A 16,427-nucleotide genomic window follows, 5' to 3' on the forward strand; every position below is an offset into this window, starting at 1 on the left:
GTCGGGGAAGGGGCGGTCGGGGAGGGGGCGTTCAGCGCGCGGGCGGCAGGCTCGGGTCGCGCACCTCGGGTGACAGGGAATCGCCGACCTGGTTGATCAGTTCGGACATCATGTAGCTGACCTCGCCGATGTCCGCGTCCCTGGTCGTGGTGACGAGCAGCGAGGCGCCGCTGGAGACCGCCATCGAGAACATGTAGCCGCCCTCCATCGCGGTGAGGCTGTGCTCCACCGGGTCGGTGTCGGTCAACTGGGCTGCCGCGGAGAGCAGGTTGACGACGCCGGACGCGATGGCGGCCAGCCGTTCCGCGTCGTCGCGTTCCACGCCGGTGTACGCCAGCGCGAGTCCGTCCACGGACACGGCTATCGCTTGGGTGACTTCCGGGAGGCGCCCGGCGAAATCGCTCAGGATCCAGCTCAGGTCGGAGGAGGTGGTCATTTCTCGGTCCGTTCGGTGTGGTCGTCCGGGGCGGAACGCCCCCGGTGGTTCGTGCTCCTGTTGATCCCCTGGGCATAGGCCGCCAGTACGTCGGAGACCTGCCGGGAGTCCCGACGGCGGGGCGACGGCCGCGGGGAACCGGCGCCGGGGCGCTGTTCGGCGCCGTCCCGTCGGCCCGCGGCGGGCCACTGCTGGGGCGCTCGGCGCTGGCGCAGGGGCAGCCCCGAGGAACTGACGCCCGCGACCCGTGACACCGGCTCGTCGCGGGCGGGACGCGGCGCGGGCGTTCTGCCGGGTTCCCGGTCCCGTGCGCCGACGCCCGGCCGTTCGTCCTCGCGGGGCCTCTCGTGGCCGGGCGGGACTTCCCGGTCGCCGCGGTCTGCCGGTACGTCGGCCCCGGAAGGGCCGACGCCCGTACCCATGCCCGTACCCAGGCTCGTACCGACGCCCGCGCCCGGGCCCGTACCGACGGCCGTACCCGGGCCGGTACCTGTGCCCCCGCCCGTAGCGGCGCCCGCGCCGAGGCCCGCGCCGCCCGGGGTGCCGTGGTGGCCGGGCCGTGCCCCCGCTCGGGCCGGCTGCCTGCGGCCGTGCGGTCCCGGGGGTGTGATCGGCCGCGGCGTCTCGTAGCCGACATCGTTGCCGAGGCCGCCCTGCGACGGCCCCCGGTCCTCCGTGAAGTCCAGGGCCAGCACCTTCGCGGGCAGCGTCACCTCGGCGATGGTGCCGGGGCCCGAGGAGTCGCGCAGTTCGACAACGATGCCGTGGCGCGCGGCGAGCCGGGCCACCACGTGCAGCCCCATGGACCGGACATCGCCGATGCCCGCCTGCGGTTCGAGCAGCGCGGCGTTGTGGACCGCGCGGCGCTCCGCCGTCATGCCCACACCCTCGTCGACGATCTGCACGACCGCCCGGTCCCACAGCCGCCAGACGGCGACCCCGACCTGCTTGTCCGGGGGCGAGTACCGGGTCGCGTTGTCGAGCAGCTCCGCCAGGATGTGCGCCACGTCGTGGACGGCGCGGGCGGTGACGCCGATCCCCGACTCGATCACGCCGAGCGAGACGCGGTCGAACCGCTCGATCTGCTGCGCGGCGGCCACGATGACCGTGGAGCACCCCACATCGGCCGAGCGGACCCGGGCGTTCCCGTAACCACCCAGCACCAGAAGGTTGTTCGTGTTCCGCTCCATGCGCACGGCGAGATGGTCGAGAGCGAAGAGGGCCTTCATCCGTACGGGGTCGGCCTCGTCCCGCTGCACGGTGTCCAGCTCGGAGACCATGACCGCGGTGAGCCGGGCGCCCCGGCGTGCGACACCGACCAGTGTCTCGGCCAACTGCTCGTGCGCATGCGCCTGTTGTGCAGCGAGGCGGACGGCTTCGTGGTGGACGGCGTTGAACGCCTCACCGACCTCGCCGATCTCGTCCTCGCTCGTGGTCCCGACCGGATCGCCGGTGCGCCGGGCCACTTCCTCGGGCGTCGCACCGCGCAGCGCGCCGGGCTGGGACAGCTCCCTCATCACGGTCGGCAGCCCGGAGTGGGCGACCTCGTGCGCGGCGTTGCGCAGATCGCGCAGCCGCCGGACCATGACGCGCCCCAGGCGGATCGCGACCACGACGACGCCGACCAGGGTCAGCACCACCAGGGCGACCTCCGCCCCGGCCGTCCGGACGAGGGTGGTGCGGACGTCGGAGACCTGGGCGAGGACGGCCGCGTCGACCCGCTTCTCCACGGAACGCAGCAGCTCCTGGCGGTCGTTGGTCGCCTTCTGCCACTCCTTCGGGGTGACCGTGATGTCCTTGCCGGTGCCCGTGCGCCCGATCTCGTCCTCAAGGCGCCTGGCCTCCAGGGCCTTCGCCCCGGAGAGGGTGCGTTCCAGCCAGGTCCGCCAGGCGCCCGGGCCGAGGTCGAACATGACGCCGATCGACTCGGTGTAGCCCATCCGGCCGGCGTCGAAGGTCCGCTGGGATGCGGTGGTGAAGCCGCCCGCGGCCTGTGCCCTCGCCACCGTGACCTGCTGCTGGGCGGAGTGCTCGGCGGCCTTTGACAGGGCAGCCGCCGCGCGGATCCGGTCCGCGATGTCGGCGTCGACGCCGTCGGCCTGCGCGATGCCGTCGCGGTAGCTGTTGAGGTCGGCGATCACGATCCGATAGCCGAAGGCGAGGGCGGAGACGGTGCTGCTCCCCGAGCGGACCTGGGCGCGCAGCCCGGGCATCTCCTCCGCGAAACGTTCGATACGGTCCAGAGCGCTCCTGGCGCTGCCCGGTACGGCGGAGAGTCTCTCGGCCCGGCCGCGGAGTCCGGCGATGCTCCGGTCGGTCTCCTCCGTACGTAACCGGAACTCCTCCGCGTCCCCCTGTTCGGAGACCAGGGCGGTGGCGGCCGCCCGCTCGCGCTGCAGCCGGTAGGTCAACTCACTCGCCTGCTCTGCGACTTCGACCATCGAGGTCAGCCGCCCTGCCTGGAGCGCCTGATGGGTCGCGGGGGCGAGGGCCAGTACCGAGAAGGCGAGGGCCACGGTGAGCGGTGCGGTGACGAGGAGGACGAGGCGACGATTGATTTTCACTGCGCGGCTCCATCGCCGGAGCCGGGCTTGAGTATCGGTGACACGCGGATACCTGTTAACGGGTTGTGGGGGGTCCGGTGGGGGTGTCGGCGACGGCGTACCGCTGGGGGAGTGATGCTGGTGGTACGGAAGGGGCCCCAGGGGCACGCGCGGCATGATCCTATGCCGAAGGACGCGCCTTCGGACGGGTGAATCACCGAAAAAGTGCACACCGATCGCACAGTCGTGGGTCTGCTTCGCTCACAAGTGAGCAGAAATCCTCATGCCCGCCGCTACGCCAGGACGGGAAGGGAGACAAGTCCGCGTACGAGGCGGGTTCGTCGCCACTCCAGCAGCTCTGCGGGTACGGCAAGGCTGATTCCGGGGAAGCGGGCCAGGACAGCGCGAAGAGCGATCTCGAGCTCGGCCTTGGCCAGGGGCGCACCGGCGCAGCGGTGGATGCCGTGGCCGAAGGCGAGGTGAGCAGTCGCGTCGCGGTCCAGATCGAGCTGATCCGGTGCAGGGAACCGCCCGGGGTCCCGGTTGGCTGCCCCGAGGGCGACCAGGACCGGGGTGCCGGCCGGGACATCGGTGCTGCCGAGCGTGACGGCTTCCGTGGTGAACCGGAAGGTGGCCGTACTCACCGCGGCGTCGAAGCGGAGCAGTTCGTCCAGTGCGGCGGGGATCCCGTCGGGATCCCCACGAAGGCGATCCAGCTCGGCCGGGTGCTGGAGCAGCGCGAGGAGGGCGTTGCCAAGGGCGTTGGTCGTGGTCTCGTGTCCGGCTACGAGCAGCAGCACGGCCATGGAGATCAGTTCCTCCTCGCTCAGATGGCCGTCTCCGTCGCGCGCCGAGATGAGCCGGTCGAGGAAGGACCGGCCGGGGTCTTGCCGCTTGTCGGCGACGAGGTCTGTCATGTAGTCGGCCATCGCGTGCGAGGCCGCGTCGATGACGCCGGGCTCTCCCGCCGCGAACAGTTCAGCGGACCAGCGCTGGACATCGGGCCGGTCGGCCGGTGGCACTCCGAGCAATTCGCAGATCACGATGACCGGCAGTGGCACCGCCAGGCCGGCCACGAAGTCGAACGGCTCGTCGGCGGGCCACTGGTCCAGCAGCTTGTCGGTGACGCGGGTGATGAACGGGCGCAGTTCTGCGACGGCTCCTTTGGTGAACGCCTTTGTCACCAGTTTGCGCAGCCGGGTGTGCCGGGGTGGATCGCTGGCCAGCATGGTTTGTGCGACCGCGGGGTGCAGACGGCGTCGGGAGTTCTTCCCTGCGAAGAAGACGGCGGTGTCTTTCGACAGCCGGGCGTCACCGAGGGCTTCCCGGGCTTCCGCGTAGCCGGTGACCAGGTAGCCGGTGTGTCCGCCGGAGCCGGCCCGCAGAGGCTGCACCGGGCATGCGGAGCGCAGGGCGTCATACGTCGGATAGGGGTCCCGGAGGAAGTGGGGGTTCTTCGTCGGGTCAGTCATGGTCCCAGGCTCCAACGGGGAAGACATGGTTCATCGGCGGAACCGCCTTCTCCTGACGGGTTGGGCGAAGAGTGCGTCCCAACTGTCCGGACCTCTTTCCGGCCGAAGGGACGAAGACTCGCCATCGCGGAGCGGTGTCGGGCCTTGGTTCTTCGGTCCTTTGAGCTTCTTCCAGATCGCCCGGTTGAACATCAGGGCGATCCCGACCGCGACGAAGAGCAGGCCCAAGGCCGGTTGTCTTCGGGGTACCGTCGGGCACCACGGGAGAGACGTGACATTCGCCGAGGACGCTTCCAACCAACGGTCGTTCGGTGGCGAATCGATGCAAGGCCGATGGTTGCACAGGGTTGCCTGACGTATCGTCGACTAGTCAAGATCATCTTGCGGGTGCGTTGTGCAAGGCGCTGAAAGCATCAGTGACGTGTGAGGGGCCGTGAGGGGCAAACATTCGCTGGTCAGATGGCATCTTACGGTGTCGTGCCCCTGGGGCCCGAGGGCACGACACCGGCCGGTCAGATGTCCCGGAAGAGACCAGCGAGCGCGGTGACCGGACCCGAGGAGGGGCCGTTGGCCACTGACCTGCGCGAATGGCCTTTCGGCCTTTCACATTCGTTCCGTTTGACGAGGCCGGAAGGCCAGAAGAGTCCCAGGGGGACTTCCGTTGGCTGACGGGTGCCTTCTGCTCAGTACGGCAGTACGGGGCCGTCGACCGGCTTCGATTCCGGCGGGGGCGGTGAAGCCTGGAGGCCCAGTGGCCGGCGCTCGGCCGATACTTTGCGGGATGGTGAGGCCTGATGATCGACGACGACTCTGCGGTAGCTGATGGCAGCGAAGCGGCAGCGCCCGCCAACCTTCGGGCGCCGTACAGCGAAAGGCCCGTCGCGCGTGCCCGGCAGGCGAAGAACGTTCGACCTGCGGCCTATGTAGCGGGGGTGTTTCTCATCCTGTTCGTCCGCGTCAAGGGCACTTTGCCGGGTGGCTGACGAACGGATTGACCTGAGGTCATGTGGACGGCGTCCTGGATGGAGGTCTGGGCGCCGGTCGAGACCGGAGGGGCCCGACGAGTTCTGCGTGGCCCCGTCTACCGACTGCCATGGCCGAGCATGACCGGAACGGCTGAATCTCCCGCCGATGCCAGCACCGCGGCGCCGACCAGACCGGCGTCGGGCCCCAGTTCGGCGGGCACGACGCGCAGCTCCTTCAGGAACGGCATGGCCGCGTAGCGTCGAAGGTGGCGAGCGAGCGGTTCGAAGAACACCTCGCCGGCCTGGGCGACACCGCCCCCGACGACGGCGATGTCGATCTCGATCAGCGCCGCCGTGGCGGCAATGCCCGCTGCCAGTGCGCGGGCCGCCCGGTCGAAAGCGTCGATGGCGGCTGCTTCACCGGCTCGAGCCGACGCCGCAACTCCTGCGGTGTCCGCTGTCAGAGGTGCTTGCCAGCCGAGGGCAAGCGCGTGGCGGGTGATGGCGGTGCCACTGGCGATGGCTTCCAGGCAGCCTCTCGCTCCACAGGGGCATGCTTCACCGTCGAAGTCGATGCTGATGTGGCCGAGGTGACCGGCATTGCCCGTGAGCCCGTGGTACACACTGCCATTGAGCACCAGGCCGGCGCCCACCCCCGTCGACACCACAAGGCACAGGGCGTTCCTGTGTCCGCGTGCCGCGCCGTGGCGATGCTCGGCAGCGGTCATTGCCACGGCATCACCCGCCAGCGTTACCTGCCGATGGCCCACATCTGGATGCCTCGTGACGGATTCGGCGAGGGGGAAGTTCCTCCAGGCAGGAATGTTGACAGGACTCACGGTCCCGTGTGCCAGGTCGATCGGGCCCGCGCTGCCGATACCCACGGCCCCAACCCTCTCCCACAGAGGGCTGGCGGCCAGGGAGCCCAGCACGTCGTAGACCGCACCGAGGAGTACGTCGGCGGATTCCCGAGCCGGGGTGGTGCGGCGTGCACGGTGAATCAGAACGCCATCCTGGTCGACCAGGGCGCCCGCAATTTTGGTTCCGCCGATATCGAGAGCGGCGATCAGGCCATCGTTCGGGAGTGGAAACTTCGACTGTCGACTACTCACAGTAATGCCCCTCTGTTTAGGTGCGTCATATGTGACTCGGTGAGCGCGCCACATCACATCACCGTCTGACAACGTTGTCCAGATGTTGGTGAAGTAGCGTCGGCCGGTGAGTTCAAGAGGCGATTGATTTAGTCAAGGTTTAGTAAAGTCGCTGTTCAGCGCCTTGTCGAGGCGCTGAAATCCGGGTGGACCGGTCTATGGACATTGCCTCCGGGTTACGTCTACGTTGAGCGCTCATCAGGCCCCGGGCGGCTGGAGTCCCGGCGGCTCCCCTCCGGGCTTGGTGCCGATAGTCGTGCAGCGAGGGGTGGAGGAAATGCGCAGAGCAGGTGTGGTTCTGGTGGCAGCGATCATGGTTTCCGTCACGGCGTGTAGTGGCCAGGAGGATGCGGCGAGTGGCGAGATCGCGGCTCCGCCGAGCGATCCCGCGAAGGTGTCGGGCGGCATCACGGTCCTGACGAACAGGACGGACCAGATCGCTGACGGCTCGCTGAAGAAGTACGCGGCCGAGTTCAACAAGATCTACCCGGGCGTGAAGGTCAAGTTCGAAGGGCTGACCGACTACGAGGGCGAGACCAAGATCCGGATGAACACCGAGAACTACGGTGACGTCCTCCTGATCCCCAACTCCCTCTCCGTCGAGCAGTACCCCAACTTCTTCGCGCCGCTCGGCAGTTCCATCAAGCTGTCGGCGGCATTCGACTACACCGACCACGCGACGGTGGGTGGCAAGGTCTACGGCCTGGCCAACATCGGGGTGGCGAACGGGTTCGTCTACAACAAGGCGGTCTGGGAGAAGGCCGGCATCAAGGACTGGCCCGCCACGCCCGAGGAGTTCGTCGCGGACCTGGCGACGATCAAGGCGAAGACGGACGCCGTCCCGTACTACACGAACTACAAGGACGGCTGGCCCCTCACCAACTGGACCAACGCCATCGGCTCACCCTCCTGTGACTCTGGGTCCTACGACTCCCTGGCGAAGACCGAGGAGCCCTGGAGCAGCGGATCGGATCTCTACGAGATCGACAAGCTCCTCTATACGGTCGTCGAGAAGAAGCTGTCGGAGCCCGACCCGACCACCACCAACTGGGAAGACTCCAAGGCGCAGATCGGATCCGGCAAGATCGCATCGATGTGGCTGGGGTCCTGGGCGATCTCCCAGATGCGGGCGGGAGCGGAGGCTGCTGGGAAGAACCCCGACGACATCGCGTTCATGCCGTTCCCGGCGAAGCGTGACGGGGCGTACTGCTCCGTGCTGCGCCCTGACTACCAGTACGCGGTCAACGCGCACTCCGAGAACAAGGAAGCGGCGCGGGCGTGGCTCGACTGGTACATCACCAAGTCGGGCCAGGCCGCGAGCGAAGGGTCCATCTCCTCGGTCAAGGGCGCTCCGCTGCCGGACACGCTCAAGGCATTCTCCGACAACGATGTCACGATGATCCCGCAGCGCCAGGAGAACATCGTCGACGTCAACAAGATCGACAAGGCGTCCGAGATCGGCATCACCGCGCAGGGCTATCGGCAGAAGCTGGTCGACGTCGCCCGGGGCGCGGCCGACGGGGACATGGGCAGCTACTTCGGTGAGCTGAACGGCAAGTGGACCGAGGCGCAGCAGGCCCTCGGCGGCTGACCACGTGGCGGCACGGTGAGACCCCGAGCAGGACAGACGTGCTCCGAGCCGACCGGGGAGGGCTCCGTATGAGCAGCTCACCGTGCCGCCCCTCCCCAGATCCGCCCCGACCGGGAACCCACCACGAGGAACCATGAGATGACCGTTGCCCACAAGCCCCGTACCGGGGGGCCGGCCGCCGACCGGCGGAGTACCCTGCCGCCGGAGTCCGCACACGGCCGGCCACGCGCCGGCAGGCGGCGCACGATCACAGCCCTGACCCCCTGGCTCTTCCTGGCCGCACCCCTGACGCTGCTGCTGATGTTCACGTTCCTGCCGGTGGCCGACATGATCGGTTACAGCTTCACCGACTGGGACGGCATCAGCCCCTCGCGCTCCTTCGTGGGCGGGGAGAACTACACCGACCTGGTGACGCGGCCCGCGCGGTTCGAGGTGTTCCTCGTCAGCGGGTTCTACCTGGTGGCGTCGTTCCTCCAGATTGCGATCGCGCTGTACTTCGCCACGGTCCTCAGCTTCAACACCCGGTTCCGCAACCTGTTCAAGGGCCTGCTGTTCTTTCCCTACCTGATCAACGGGGTGGCGGTCGGATTCGTGTTCCTGTACTTCTTCCAGCCCGACGGCACCCTCGACACACTGCTGCGGCTGGTGGGGGCGGAGGGCGAGCACCTGTGGCTGGGAAACCCGGACCTGGCCAACCCTTCGCTCGCGGGGGTGTCGGTGTGGCGCTTCATGGGCCTGAACATGGTGCTGTTCCTCGGCGCGATCCAGTCCATTCCGCCGCACTTGTACGAGGCAGCCGAGTTGGACGGGGCCAACCGCTGGCAGCAGTTCCGGCACATCATCGCCCCCGGCATCAAGCCGATCATCAGCTTGAGCTTCATCCTCGCCGTCTCCGGGTCTCTGGCTGTCTTCGAGATCCCGTACATCATGACCGGTGGCGCCAACGGCACCGAGACGTTCGTCATCCAGACGGTCAAGCTGGCCTTCCAGTTCGACAAGGTCGGCCTGGCCTCGGCGTCCGCCGTCGTCCTGCTGCTCCTGATCCTGCTGGTCACCTGGGTCCAGCGCCGGCTGTTTCCCGAGGAGAGGGTGGAGCTCTCGTGACCACCGACATGTCCGCCCCGGCACGGCGCAGGGTCAGTGCCGGCCGTTCCGTACCGGCCGCGACTGCTGTCGTCCTGAAGTACCTGTCCTTGCTCGTAGCTGCGGCAGTCGTCCTCGTGCCCCTCATCGTCGTTCTGCTGACCTCGCTCAAGACCGAGTCGGAGGTGGCGAGCAGCGGACCGCTGTCTCTGCCCGGGGACTGGTTCAACTTCGCCAACTACGCGACCGCCATCGAACAGGGCGCGATGCTAAGGGCGTTCGGCAACACGACGCTGATCCTCGTGATCTCCACCGCCGGGACCGTGCTGATCGGCTCGATGACCGCCTATGCCATCGACCGCTTCCAGTTCCGACTCAAGAAGCTGGTGATGAGCCTCTTCCTGCTGGCGACGCTGGTTCCCAGCGTGACCACCCAGGTCGCGACGTTCCAGGTGATCGACGATCTCGGCGCGTTCAACAGCCGGTGGGCGCCCATCCTGCTGTACACCGGCACCGACATCGTCTCGATCTACATCTTCCTGCAGTTCATCCGGTCCATACCCGTCTCCCTGGACGAGGCCGCGCGCATCGACGGTGCCAACTCCTGGACGATCTACCGAAAGATCATCCTCCCGATGCTGCGACCGGCCATCGCCACCGTCGTCATCGTCAAGGGCATCGCGATCTACAACGACTTCTACGTGCCCTTCCTTTACATGCCGGACCCCGAACTCGGCACCATATCCACCGCCTTGTTCAGGTTCAAAGGCCCCTTCGGCGCCCACTGGGAGACCATCTCCGCCGGCACGATCGTCGTGATCGTGCCCACCTTGATCGTCTTCCTGGCGTTGCAGCGCTTCATCTACAGCGGATTCGCGGCCGGTTCCACCAAATGACCTGTCCGCCCGCCCTCGCACCCCGCACTACATCTCAAGGAGTACGCATGAAGGTCCGCACGCCGCTGTCCCAGGGCTGGACGCTGCGCCTGAACACCGATCGCGGCATCCCCGAGGACGCGCCCTCGCAGTTGGCCGGAGCCACCGTGCCGGCGCAGGTGCCCGGATGCGTCCACACCGACCTCATGGCGGCGGATCTGCTGGCCGACCCCTATCTCGACCGCAACGAGTCGGAGGCGGCCTGGGTGGGCCGTGCCGACTGGACCTACGCGACCGAACTGCCGCGGCGGGACAACGCCTTCGAGCGGGCCGAGCTGGTCTTCGACGGGCTGGACACGGTCGCCGCCGTCCATGCTGCCGGGCAGTTGCTGGGGCGTACCCGGAACATGCACCGTTCCTACCGGTTCGACGTCACGGACCTGTTGGCCGATGGCCCTGCCCCGCTCGAAGTCGCCTTCACCTCCGCGTACACCGAGGCCGAGGCGGTCCAGGAGGCGCTGGGTCAGCGGCCCAACTCCTATCCCGAGCCGTTCAACTACGTACGCAAAATGGCCTGCTCCTTCGGATGGGACTGGGGCCCCACGCTCGTGACGGCCGGCGTGTGGCGTGAGGCGCGCATCGAGCAGTGGTCCACCGCCCGGCTGGCCGAGGTCCGTCCGCAGGCCACCGTCGCGGGTGACGGGAGCGGCGTCGTCGAGATCACCGTCGACCTGGACCGCACGACGACCGGCCGGAACCGGCCACTGCGTCTGGTGGCCACGGTCGGAGACAGTTCCTCGGACATCACCGTCGCGCCCGGATCCAGGAGCGCCACGGTGACCGTACGGACCCCGGACGCGAAGCTGTGGTGGCCGCGCGGCTACGGCGACCAGCCACTGTACGAGTGCACCGTCGCGCTGGAGGACGGCGACGACGATCACGCCCTGGATACATGGGAGCGACGCATAGGCTTCCGCACGATCGAACTCGACACGTCCCAGGACGCGCACGGAAGCGCCTTCACCCTGGTCGTGAACGGCACTCCGGTCTTCGCCCGAGGAGTGAACTGGATACCCGACGACGTCTTCCCCACCCGCGTGACCGCCGACCGCTACCGCACCCGCCTCACCCAGGCCGCAGACGCGGGAGTGGACCTGGTACGGGTCTGGGGCGGCGGGATCTACGAGGACCGGGCCTTCTACGACACCTGTGACCAACTGGGCCTGATGGTCTGGCAGGACTTCCTCTTCGCCTGCGCCGCCTACCCTGAGGAGCAGCCACTGCGCTCCGAGATCGAGGCCGAGGCCCGGGAGAACGTGTCCCGGCTGATGCCCCACCCCTCGCTGGTGCTGTGGAACGGCAACAACGAGAACCTCTGGGGCTTCGCCGACTGGGAGTGGGAGCAGGAACTCGCCGGAGCATCCTGGGGGGAGGGCTACTACCTGGGCCTGCTTCCCCGCATCGTGGCGCAGACGGACCCGACGCGGCCCTACTGGGCGGGTAGCCCCTGGTCCGGGTCGTGGAACCACACGCCGAACGATCCCGACCACGGCACCACCCACTCGTGGGAGGTGTGGAACCGCCGTGACTACAGCGACTACCTCAACACGGTGCCCCGCTTCATGGCGGAGTTCGGCTGGCAGGCACCACCGACCCACGCGACTCTGGAACGCGCGCTGTCCGAGCGGCCGCTGACCGCCGATTCACCCGCCATGCTGCACCACCAGAAGGCGGAGGACGGCAACGGCAAGCTGAACCGAGGGCTCGACCACCATTTCGCCCCGCCGGCCGACTTCGACACCTGGCACTACCTGACCCAACTGAACCAGGCGCGTGCGGTCGCCACAGGCGTGGAGCACTGGCGCTCCCACTGGCCCCGATGCGCCGGCACGGTGCTGTGGCAGCTCAACGACTGCTGGCCGGTGACCTCCTGGGCGGCGATCGACGGTGACGCCCGGCTCAAGCCGCTGTACTTCGAGATGCGCCGTCTGTACGCCGACCGGTTGCTGACACTCCAGCTCCGGGACGACGCGCTGGTCGTCGCGGGCTGCAACCAGGGCGCCGCCACGTGGGACACCACCGTCACGGTCCGGCGGATGGACGCGGACGGAACGCTGCTGGCAAGCGCCGAGGTCACGCTCAAGGCCGCGGGTAACAGCGTGGCCCTGGAAGGGCTGCCCCGTACGGTCACCGAGTTCGGCGACGCGCGCCGGGAGTTCCTCGTCGCCGATGCGGACGGCTCGCGCGCCGTGCACTTCGCCTGCGCCGACCGTGAGTTCGCCTATCCGGCCGCCTCCTACGACGTCCGGGTGAGCGAGGAGAGCGGAAACGGTGTCGCGGTCACGGTCACCGCCACCGGGTTGGTACGGGACCTGGTGCTGCAGGCGGACCGGCTGGCCCCGGACGCAGTCACCGATCACGGGCGGGTCACCCTGCTGCCCGGCGAGACTTTCACCTGGCATGTCACCCGCTGGGAGCACCCCACCGCGGAGGTCGCGGGCGGCGCGCTGTTCTGCGTCAACGGGACGGCCGGCCGTGAGTGAGACACCTGTACGCCGGTCCGGGCGCGTCACCATCAATGATGTGGCCGCCCGGGCCGGGGTGTCGCGAGGAGCGGTGTCCCTGGCGTTCAACAACCGGCCCGGTGTCTCGGAAGCCACGCGTGAACGCATCATGGAGGCGGTCACCGAGCTGGGCTGGGTGCCGAGCCAGACCGCGATCAAGCTGTCCGGATCCGCTACCGGCGCTGCGGACACCGTCGGCCTGGTCATCGCCCGGCCGGCGCGGCAGCTCGGGCTGGAGCCCTTCTACATGGAGTTCATCTCCGGGGCCGAGTCCGTCCTGGAGGAACACCGGTGCTCCCTGCTCCTGCACCTGGTGCGCGACGTCACGCAGGAGATCGCCGTCCACCGCGAGTGGTGGCAGTCGCGCCGGATCGCCGGGTCCATCCTGGTCGACATCCAGCAGAACGATCCCCGGGTCACCGAACTGGCGTCGATCGGGCTGCCGGCCGTCGCGGTCGGCCACCCGTCGCTGACCGGCGGGTTCACCTCGGTGTGGACCGATGACGAGGCCGCCGTGCATGAGGCGGTGCGCTACCTCGCTGCCCTTGGGCACCGACGGATCGCACGGGTGGGCGGCCATCCGTCGCTCGGCCACACCATCATCCGCACCGCCGCGCTGAACACGATCGTGGCCGAACTCGGGCTGGAGCCGGCCCGCAGCGTCACCACCGACTACTCGGGGGAGCAGGGTGCCCGGGCGACCCGATCGCTGCTGTCCTCCCCGCACCGCCCGACGGCCATCGTCTACGACAACGACATCATGGCCGTCGCCGGTCTGTCCGTCGCCGCCGAGATGGGGCTGGACGTACCGAGGGACGTCAGCCTGATCGCCTGGGACGACTCGCAGCTGTGCCAGCTCACGCATCCCACCCTCTCGGCCATGAGCCATGACGTGTTCGGCTTCGGCGCCGAGGTGACCCGTCGGCTGTTCGACGTCGTCCACCGTCGCGATCTGTCGTCCGGCCCGGCCGCTCCGCCGGTACTGCTGCCCCGCGGCAGCAGCGCGCCCCCGCGGCAACCCACCGACTGACGACGGCCAAGGCAGCGCCCGGGCCGGAGACCCCCTCCGGACCGGGCCGGCTTGCCGCCGCCTCCCAGCCCTCTTGAGCCGAAAGGCAGGATTGCCATGCCCCGACACCGCCGAAGAACCCTTGCCGCCCTCCTGACGGTCGGTGCTCTCGTCACCGCCACCGTCGCATCGTCCCCCGCCACTGCTGATCCGCCTACCCGGACCGCAGACACCTTCGTGGAGCGGGAGGGGACCACACTGACACTGCAGGGGGAGCCGTTCCGTTTCGCGGGCACCAACCTGTACTGGCTCGGCCTGGACGAGAACGTGAGCGGGATCGACCACCCCACCTATTTCCGTATCGACGACGCGCTCAAGACGGCACGTGTCATGAACGCCACCGTGGTCCGCTCACACACGCTCGGCACATCGTTGGGCTGCGTCCCCTGTATCCAGCCGGAACCCGGTGAGTTCAACGAGGACGCGTTCGCTCCCATCGACTACGCCATCGCGCGGGCCCGCGCCTACGGACTGCGGCTGATCGTCCCGCTCACCGACCAGTGGGACTACTACCACGGCGGTCACCCCACCATGGCGAAATGGCTGGGGCTCCAGGACCCGGAAGACTTCTACACGGACCCCCGAGCCAAGGCCGCGTACAAGGAGTACAGCCGGCAGGTACTCAACCACCGCAACCCGTATACCGGCCTGCGCTACAAGGACGACCCCACCATCATGTCGTGGGAGCTCGGCAACGAACTGAACGGCATGACCCGTGACTGGGTCGACGAGATGGGGGCGTACCTAGGGAAGCTGGCACCTCGGCAACTCATCTCCGCCGGACGCCAGCAGGGAGTCGACACCTCAGCTCTCGCATCGCCCGAGGTCGACATCGTCGATGTCCACTACTACCCGTCCTCGGCCGTCACCATGGCCGCGGACGCAGCGCGCGTCACCGGCCGGGGCAAGGTCTACATAGCCGGGGAGCACGGCTCCGACAGCCTCACCGCCGCCGACGCACTCACCCTCGCGGACGACCCGAACGTCACCGGTGTGCTCTCCTGGTCCCTGTTCGGCCACGCCGACGACCACGGACACGTCCAGCACGACGACGGCTTCACGCTGCACTACCCGGGCGACACCGCCGCGATGCGCACCGACGTCCTCGCCAACGCGGCGCTCGCCAGGATGATCGGCGGGGAACGGCGCCTGCCCGCCCTCCCCGTCACCCCACCGCTGATCACTTCGGTCACCAAGCGGTCCGGTATCAACGAAATAGCCTGGCGCGGCACCGCCGGCGCCCACACCTACCGTGTCCAGCGCTCCGTGCGCGGTGCAAACGGCCCGTGGACAACACTCACCACGACCCCGGTAGGCGATATCGACACGCCGTGGCTCGACGCCACGACTCCACGGACCCAGGCGTCGTACCGGGTGAGCGCACTCGACCGGGCCGGACGCACCCTCGCCACATCTGTGCCCCTGGGCGCCGGTCCGAGCCAGGACGTCGAGGTGGACACACTCCAGAGCTGGGCACGCATGTCGGCGCACAGCGACAGTCTGCGACGCGAACCCGACGGCGACGGCGTTCGCATCGCGCCCCGGCCCCGCGCCACGGCACACGCCGCATGGAAGGTGGTACGTGCCGAGGCGTTCACCGCACAGTTCGCCACCCGCGCGGGCAGTGCCCTGCCGACCGTGCAGGTCACCCGGGACGGAACGACCTGGAAGCAGGTGAAACCCGTCCGGTCCACCACCGGCGGCACCACGACACTGCGGATCGAGCCCCCACGCGGCACCGAGGGTGTACGGCTGGTCTGGGCGGAGGCACCCCGCCCGGCACCCCTGAGCGGCATCACCCTGGTCCGGGAGGCCGCGTCCGTCGCCACCGCCCCACCTGGCGCGTTCCGGCAGAATCCAGGCGACGGCGCGACCGGGGTGCCCGTCGGCGACCCCTTGACCTGGACCGCCTCCGAGAACGCCGCGCACTACGCGGTGGTCCTCTCGACCAACGCGGATCTGTCCGACCCTGTCATCGATGTGACCGGCCTGCGGACCACCAGCTACCGCCCGCCCGTCAACCTCCGCCCCAACACCACCTATCACCTGCAGGTTACCGCGGTGAACGGCGCCGGTTTCCGGAGCGCCGACGGTGCTCCCGCCTCCTTCACCACCGGTGCGCTGACCGTCGACGACTTCGAGGGATACCCGGACGGCGCGGCACTGTCCGCGGCCTACGTCCGCAACCCCGGTGGCGGCCCGGTGGCCCTGTCCCTCGACAGCCAGCACGCCGACGGGGAAGGCCACGCCCTGCGCGCCACTCACGACCCCGGGGTCCCCGGCTACGCGGGCATCATCCGTACGCTGCCCACCGCACAGGACTGGGGCGGCGCGCGCAACCTGCGTCTGTGGGCACGGCCGGACGGCACCGACGGCCGGAGCCTGACCGTCCAGTTCGTCGCCGCCGGTATCTACTGGGAGAAAGAGGTGCCCCTCACCGGCACCGACAGCACGACCATCGACATCCCCCTCGCGGACTTCACCAACCCGCCCTGGGCGACAGAGGGCCCTCTCGACCTGACCCACATCGCACAACTGTCCTTCTACTTCAACGGACAGGCCGGCACGACCTGGATCGACTCCATCACGGCCACCGACTGAACCGGTCGACCTGCCGGGCACAACAACCCTGACGTGCCCGGCAGGTCGACCGGTTCAGTCGGTGGCCGTGATGGAGT

11 protein-coding genes are annotated in these 16,427 nt (G+C 68.7%); 7 read left to right on the forward strand and 4 right to left on the reverse strand.

Annotated features, from left to right (window positions below; genetic code table 11):
* Positions 1-31 precede the first annotated feature (31 nt).
* From D3105_RS25150 to D3105_RS25160, 3 genes are all read right to left on the reverse strand, one after another.
* Positions 32-436 (reverse strand): roadblock/LC7 domain-containing protein, encoded by a 405-nt coding sequence (locus D3105_RS25150; RefSeq protein ID WP_118905306.1) that lies wholly within the window; start codon positions 434-436, stop codon positions 32-34.
* Positions 433-3,000 carry a sensor histidine kinase gene (locus tag D3105_RS25155; RefSeq protein ID WP_118905307.1) on the reverse strand — a complete coding sequence of 856 codons (2,568 nt, stop codon included), beginning with the start codon at positions 2,998-3,000 and terminating at the stop codon, positions 433-435. Before D3105_RS25155 ends, D3105_RS25150 begins: the two co-directional genes overlap by 4 nt.
* A gap of 272 nt (positions 3,001-3,272) precedes the next feature.
* Complete coding sequence (locus D3105_RS25160; protein ID WP_118905308.1) at positions 3,273-4,451, reverse strand: cytochrome P450 family protein; 1,179 nt, start codon at positions 4,449-4,451, stop codon at positions 3,273-3,275.
* A 794-nt stretch (positions 4,452-5,245) separates the two neighbouring features.
* Between D3105_RS25160 and D3105_RS25170 the strand changes: the two genes are divergently transcribed.
* Complete coding sequence (locus D3105_RS25170; RefSeq protein WP_118905310.1) at positions 5,246-5,434, forward strand: hypothetical protein; 189 nt, start codon at positions 5,246-5,248, stop codon at positions 5,432-5,434.
* A 98-nt stretch (positions 5,435-5,532) separates the two neighbouring features.
* Here the strand turns inward: D3105_RS25170 and D3105_RS25175 are convergent, their stop codons facing one another.
* On the reverse strand, positions 5,533-6,528 hold the full coding sequence (locus D3105_RS25175) for an ROK family protein (RefSeq protein ID WP_240647009.1): 996 nt from the start codon (positions 6,526-6,528) through the stop codon (positions 5,533-5,535).
* A gap of 316 nt (positions 6,529-6,844) precedes the next feature.
* Between D3105_RS25175 and D3105_RS25180 the strand changes: the two genes are divergently transcribed.
* From D3105_RS25180 to D3105_RS25205, 6 genes are all read left to right on the forward strand, one after another.
* Positions 6,845-8,158, forward strand: coding sequence for an ABC transporter substrate-binding protein (locus D3105_RS25180; RefSeq protein ID WP_118905312.1), 1,314 nt, complete (start codon positions 6,845-6,847; stop codon positions 8,156-8,158).
* A 138-nt stretch (positions 8,159-8,296) separates the two neighbouring features.
* A complete protein-coding gene (locus D3105_RS25185; protein WP_206272886.1) occupies positions 8,297-9,262 on the forward strand; it encodes a carbohydrate ABC transporter permease in 966 nt (321 codons plus the stop codon).
* 8 nt (positions 9,263-9,270) lie between these two features.
* Positions 9,271-10,137, forward strand: a complete 867-nt coding sequence (locus D3105_RS25190) for a carbohydrate ABC transporter permease (protein WP_165891077.1) — start codon at positions 9,271-9,273, stop codon at positions 10,135-10,137.
* A 47-nt stretch (positions 10,138-10,184) separates the two neighbouring features.
* On the forward strand, positions 10,185-12,659 hold the full coding sequence (locus tag D3105_RS25195) for a glycoside hydrolase family 2 protein (RefSeq protein WP_118905314.1): 2,475 nt from the start codon (positions 10,185-10,187) through the stop codon (positions 12,657-12,659).
* A complete protein-coding gene (locus tag D3105_RS25200; protein ID WP_118905315.1) occupies positions 12,652-13,710 on the forward strand; it encodes a LacI family DNA-binding transcriptional regulator in 1,059 nt (352 codons plus the stop codon). Before D3105_RS25195 ends, D3105_RS25200 begins: the two co-directional genes overlap by 8 nt.
* 96 nt (positions 13,711-13,806) lie before the next feature.
* Complete coding sequence (locus D3105_RS25205; RefSeq protein ID WP_118905316.1) at positions 13,807-16,350, forward strand: carbohydrate binding domain-containing protein; 2,544 nt, start codon at positions 13,807-13,809, stop codon at positions 16,348-16,350.
* The last annotated feature ends 77 nt before the right edge of the window (positions 16,351-16,427 follow it).

The sequence above is a fragment of the Streptomyces globisporus genome, from assembly GCF_003501885.1.
Classification (GTDB): Bacteria; Actinomycetota; Actinomycetes; order Streptomycetales; family Streptomycetaceae; genus Streptomyces; species Streptomyces globisporus_D.

Coding starts and splice junctions, on each gene's coding strand:
- D3105_RS25150 (WP_118905306.1), bottom strand. CDS start 436: ATGACCACCTCCTCCGACCTGAGCTGGATCCTGAGCGATTTCGCCGGG.
- D3105_RS25160 (WP_118905308.1), bottom strand. CDS start 4,451: ATGACTGACCCGACGAAGAACCCCCACTTCCTCCGGGACCCCTATCCG.
- D3105_RS25170 (WP_118905310.1), top strand. CDS start 5,246: ATGATCGACGACGACTCTGCGGTAGCTGATGGCAGCGAAGCGGCAGCG.
- D3105_RS25180 (WP_118905312.1), top strand. CDS start 6,845: ATGCGCAGAGCAGGTGTGGTTCTGGTGGCAGCGATCATGGTTTCCGTC.
- D3105_RS25185 (WP_206272886.1), top strand. CDS start 8,297: ATGACCGTTGCCCACAAGCCCCGTACCGGGGGGCCGGCCGCCGACCGG.
- D3105_RS25190 (WP_165891077.1), top strand. CDS start 9,271: ATGTCCGCCCCGGCACGGCGCAGGGTCAGTGCCGGCCGTTCCGTACCG.
- D3105_RS25195 (WP_118905314.1), top strand. CDS start 10,185: ATGAAGGTCCGCACGCCGCTGTCCCAGGGCTGGACGCTGCGCCTGAAC.
- D3105_RS25205 (WP_118905316.1), top strand. CDS start 13,807: ATGCCCCGACACCGCCGAAGAACCCTTGCCGCCCTCCTGACGGTCGGT.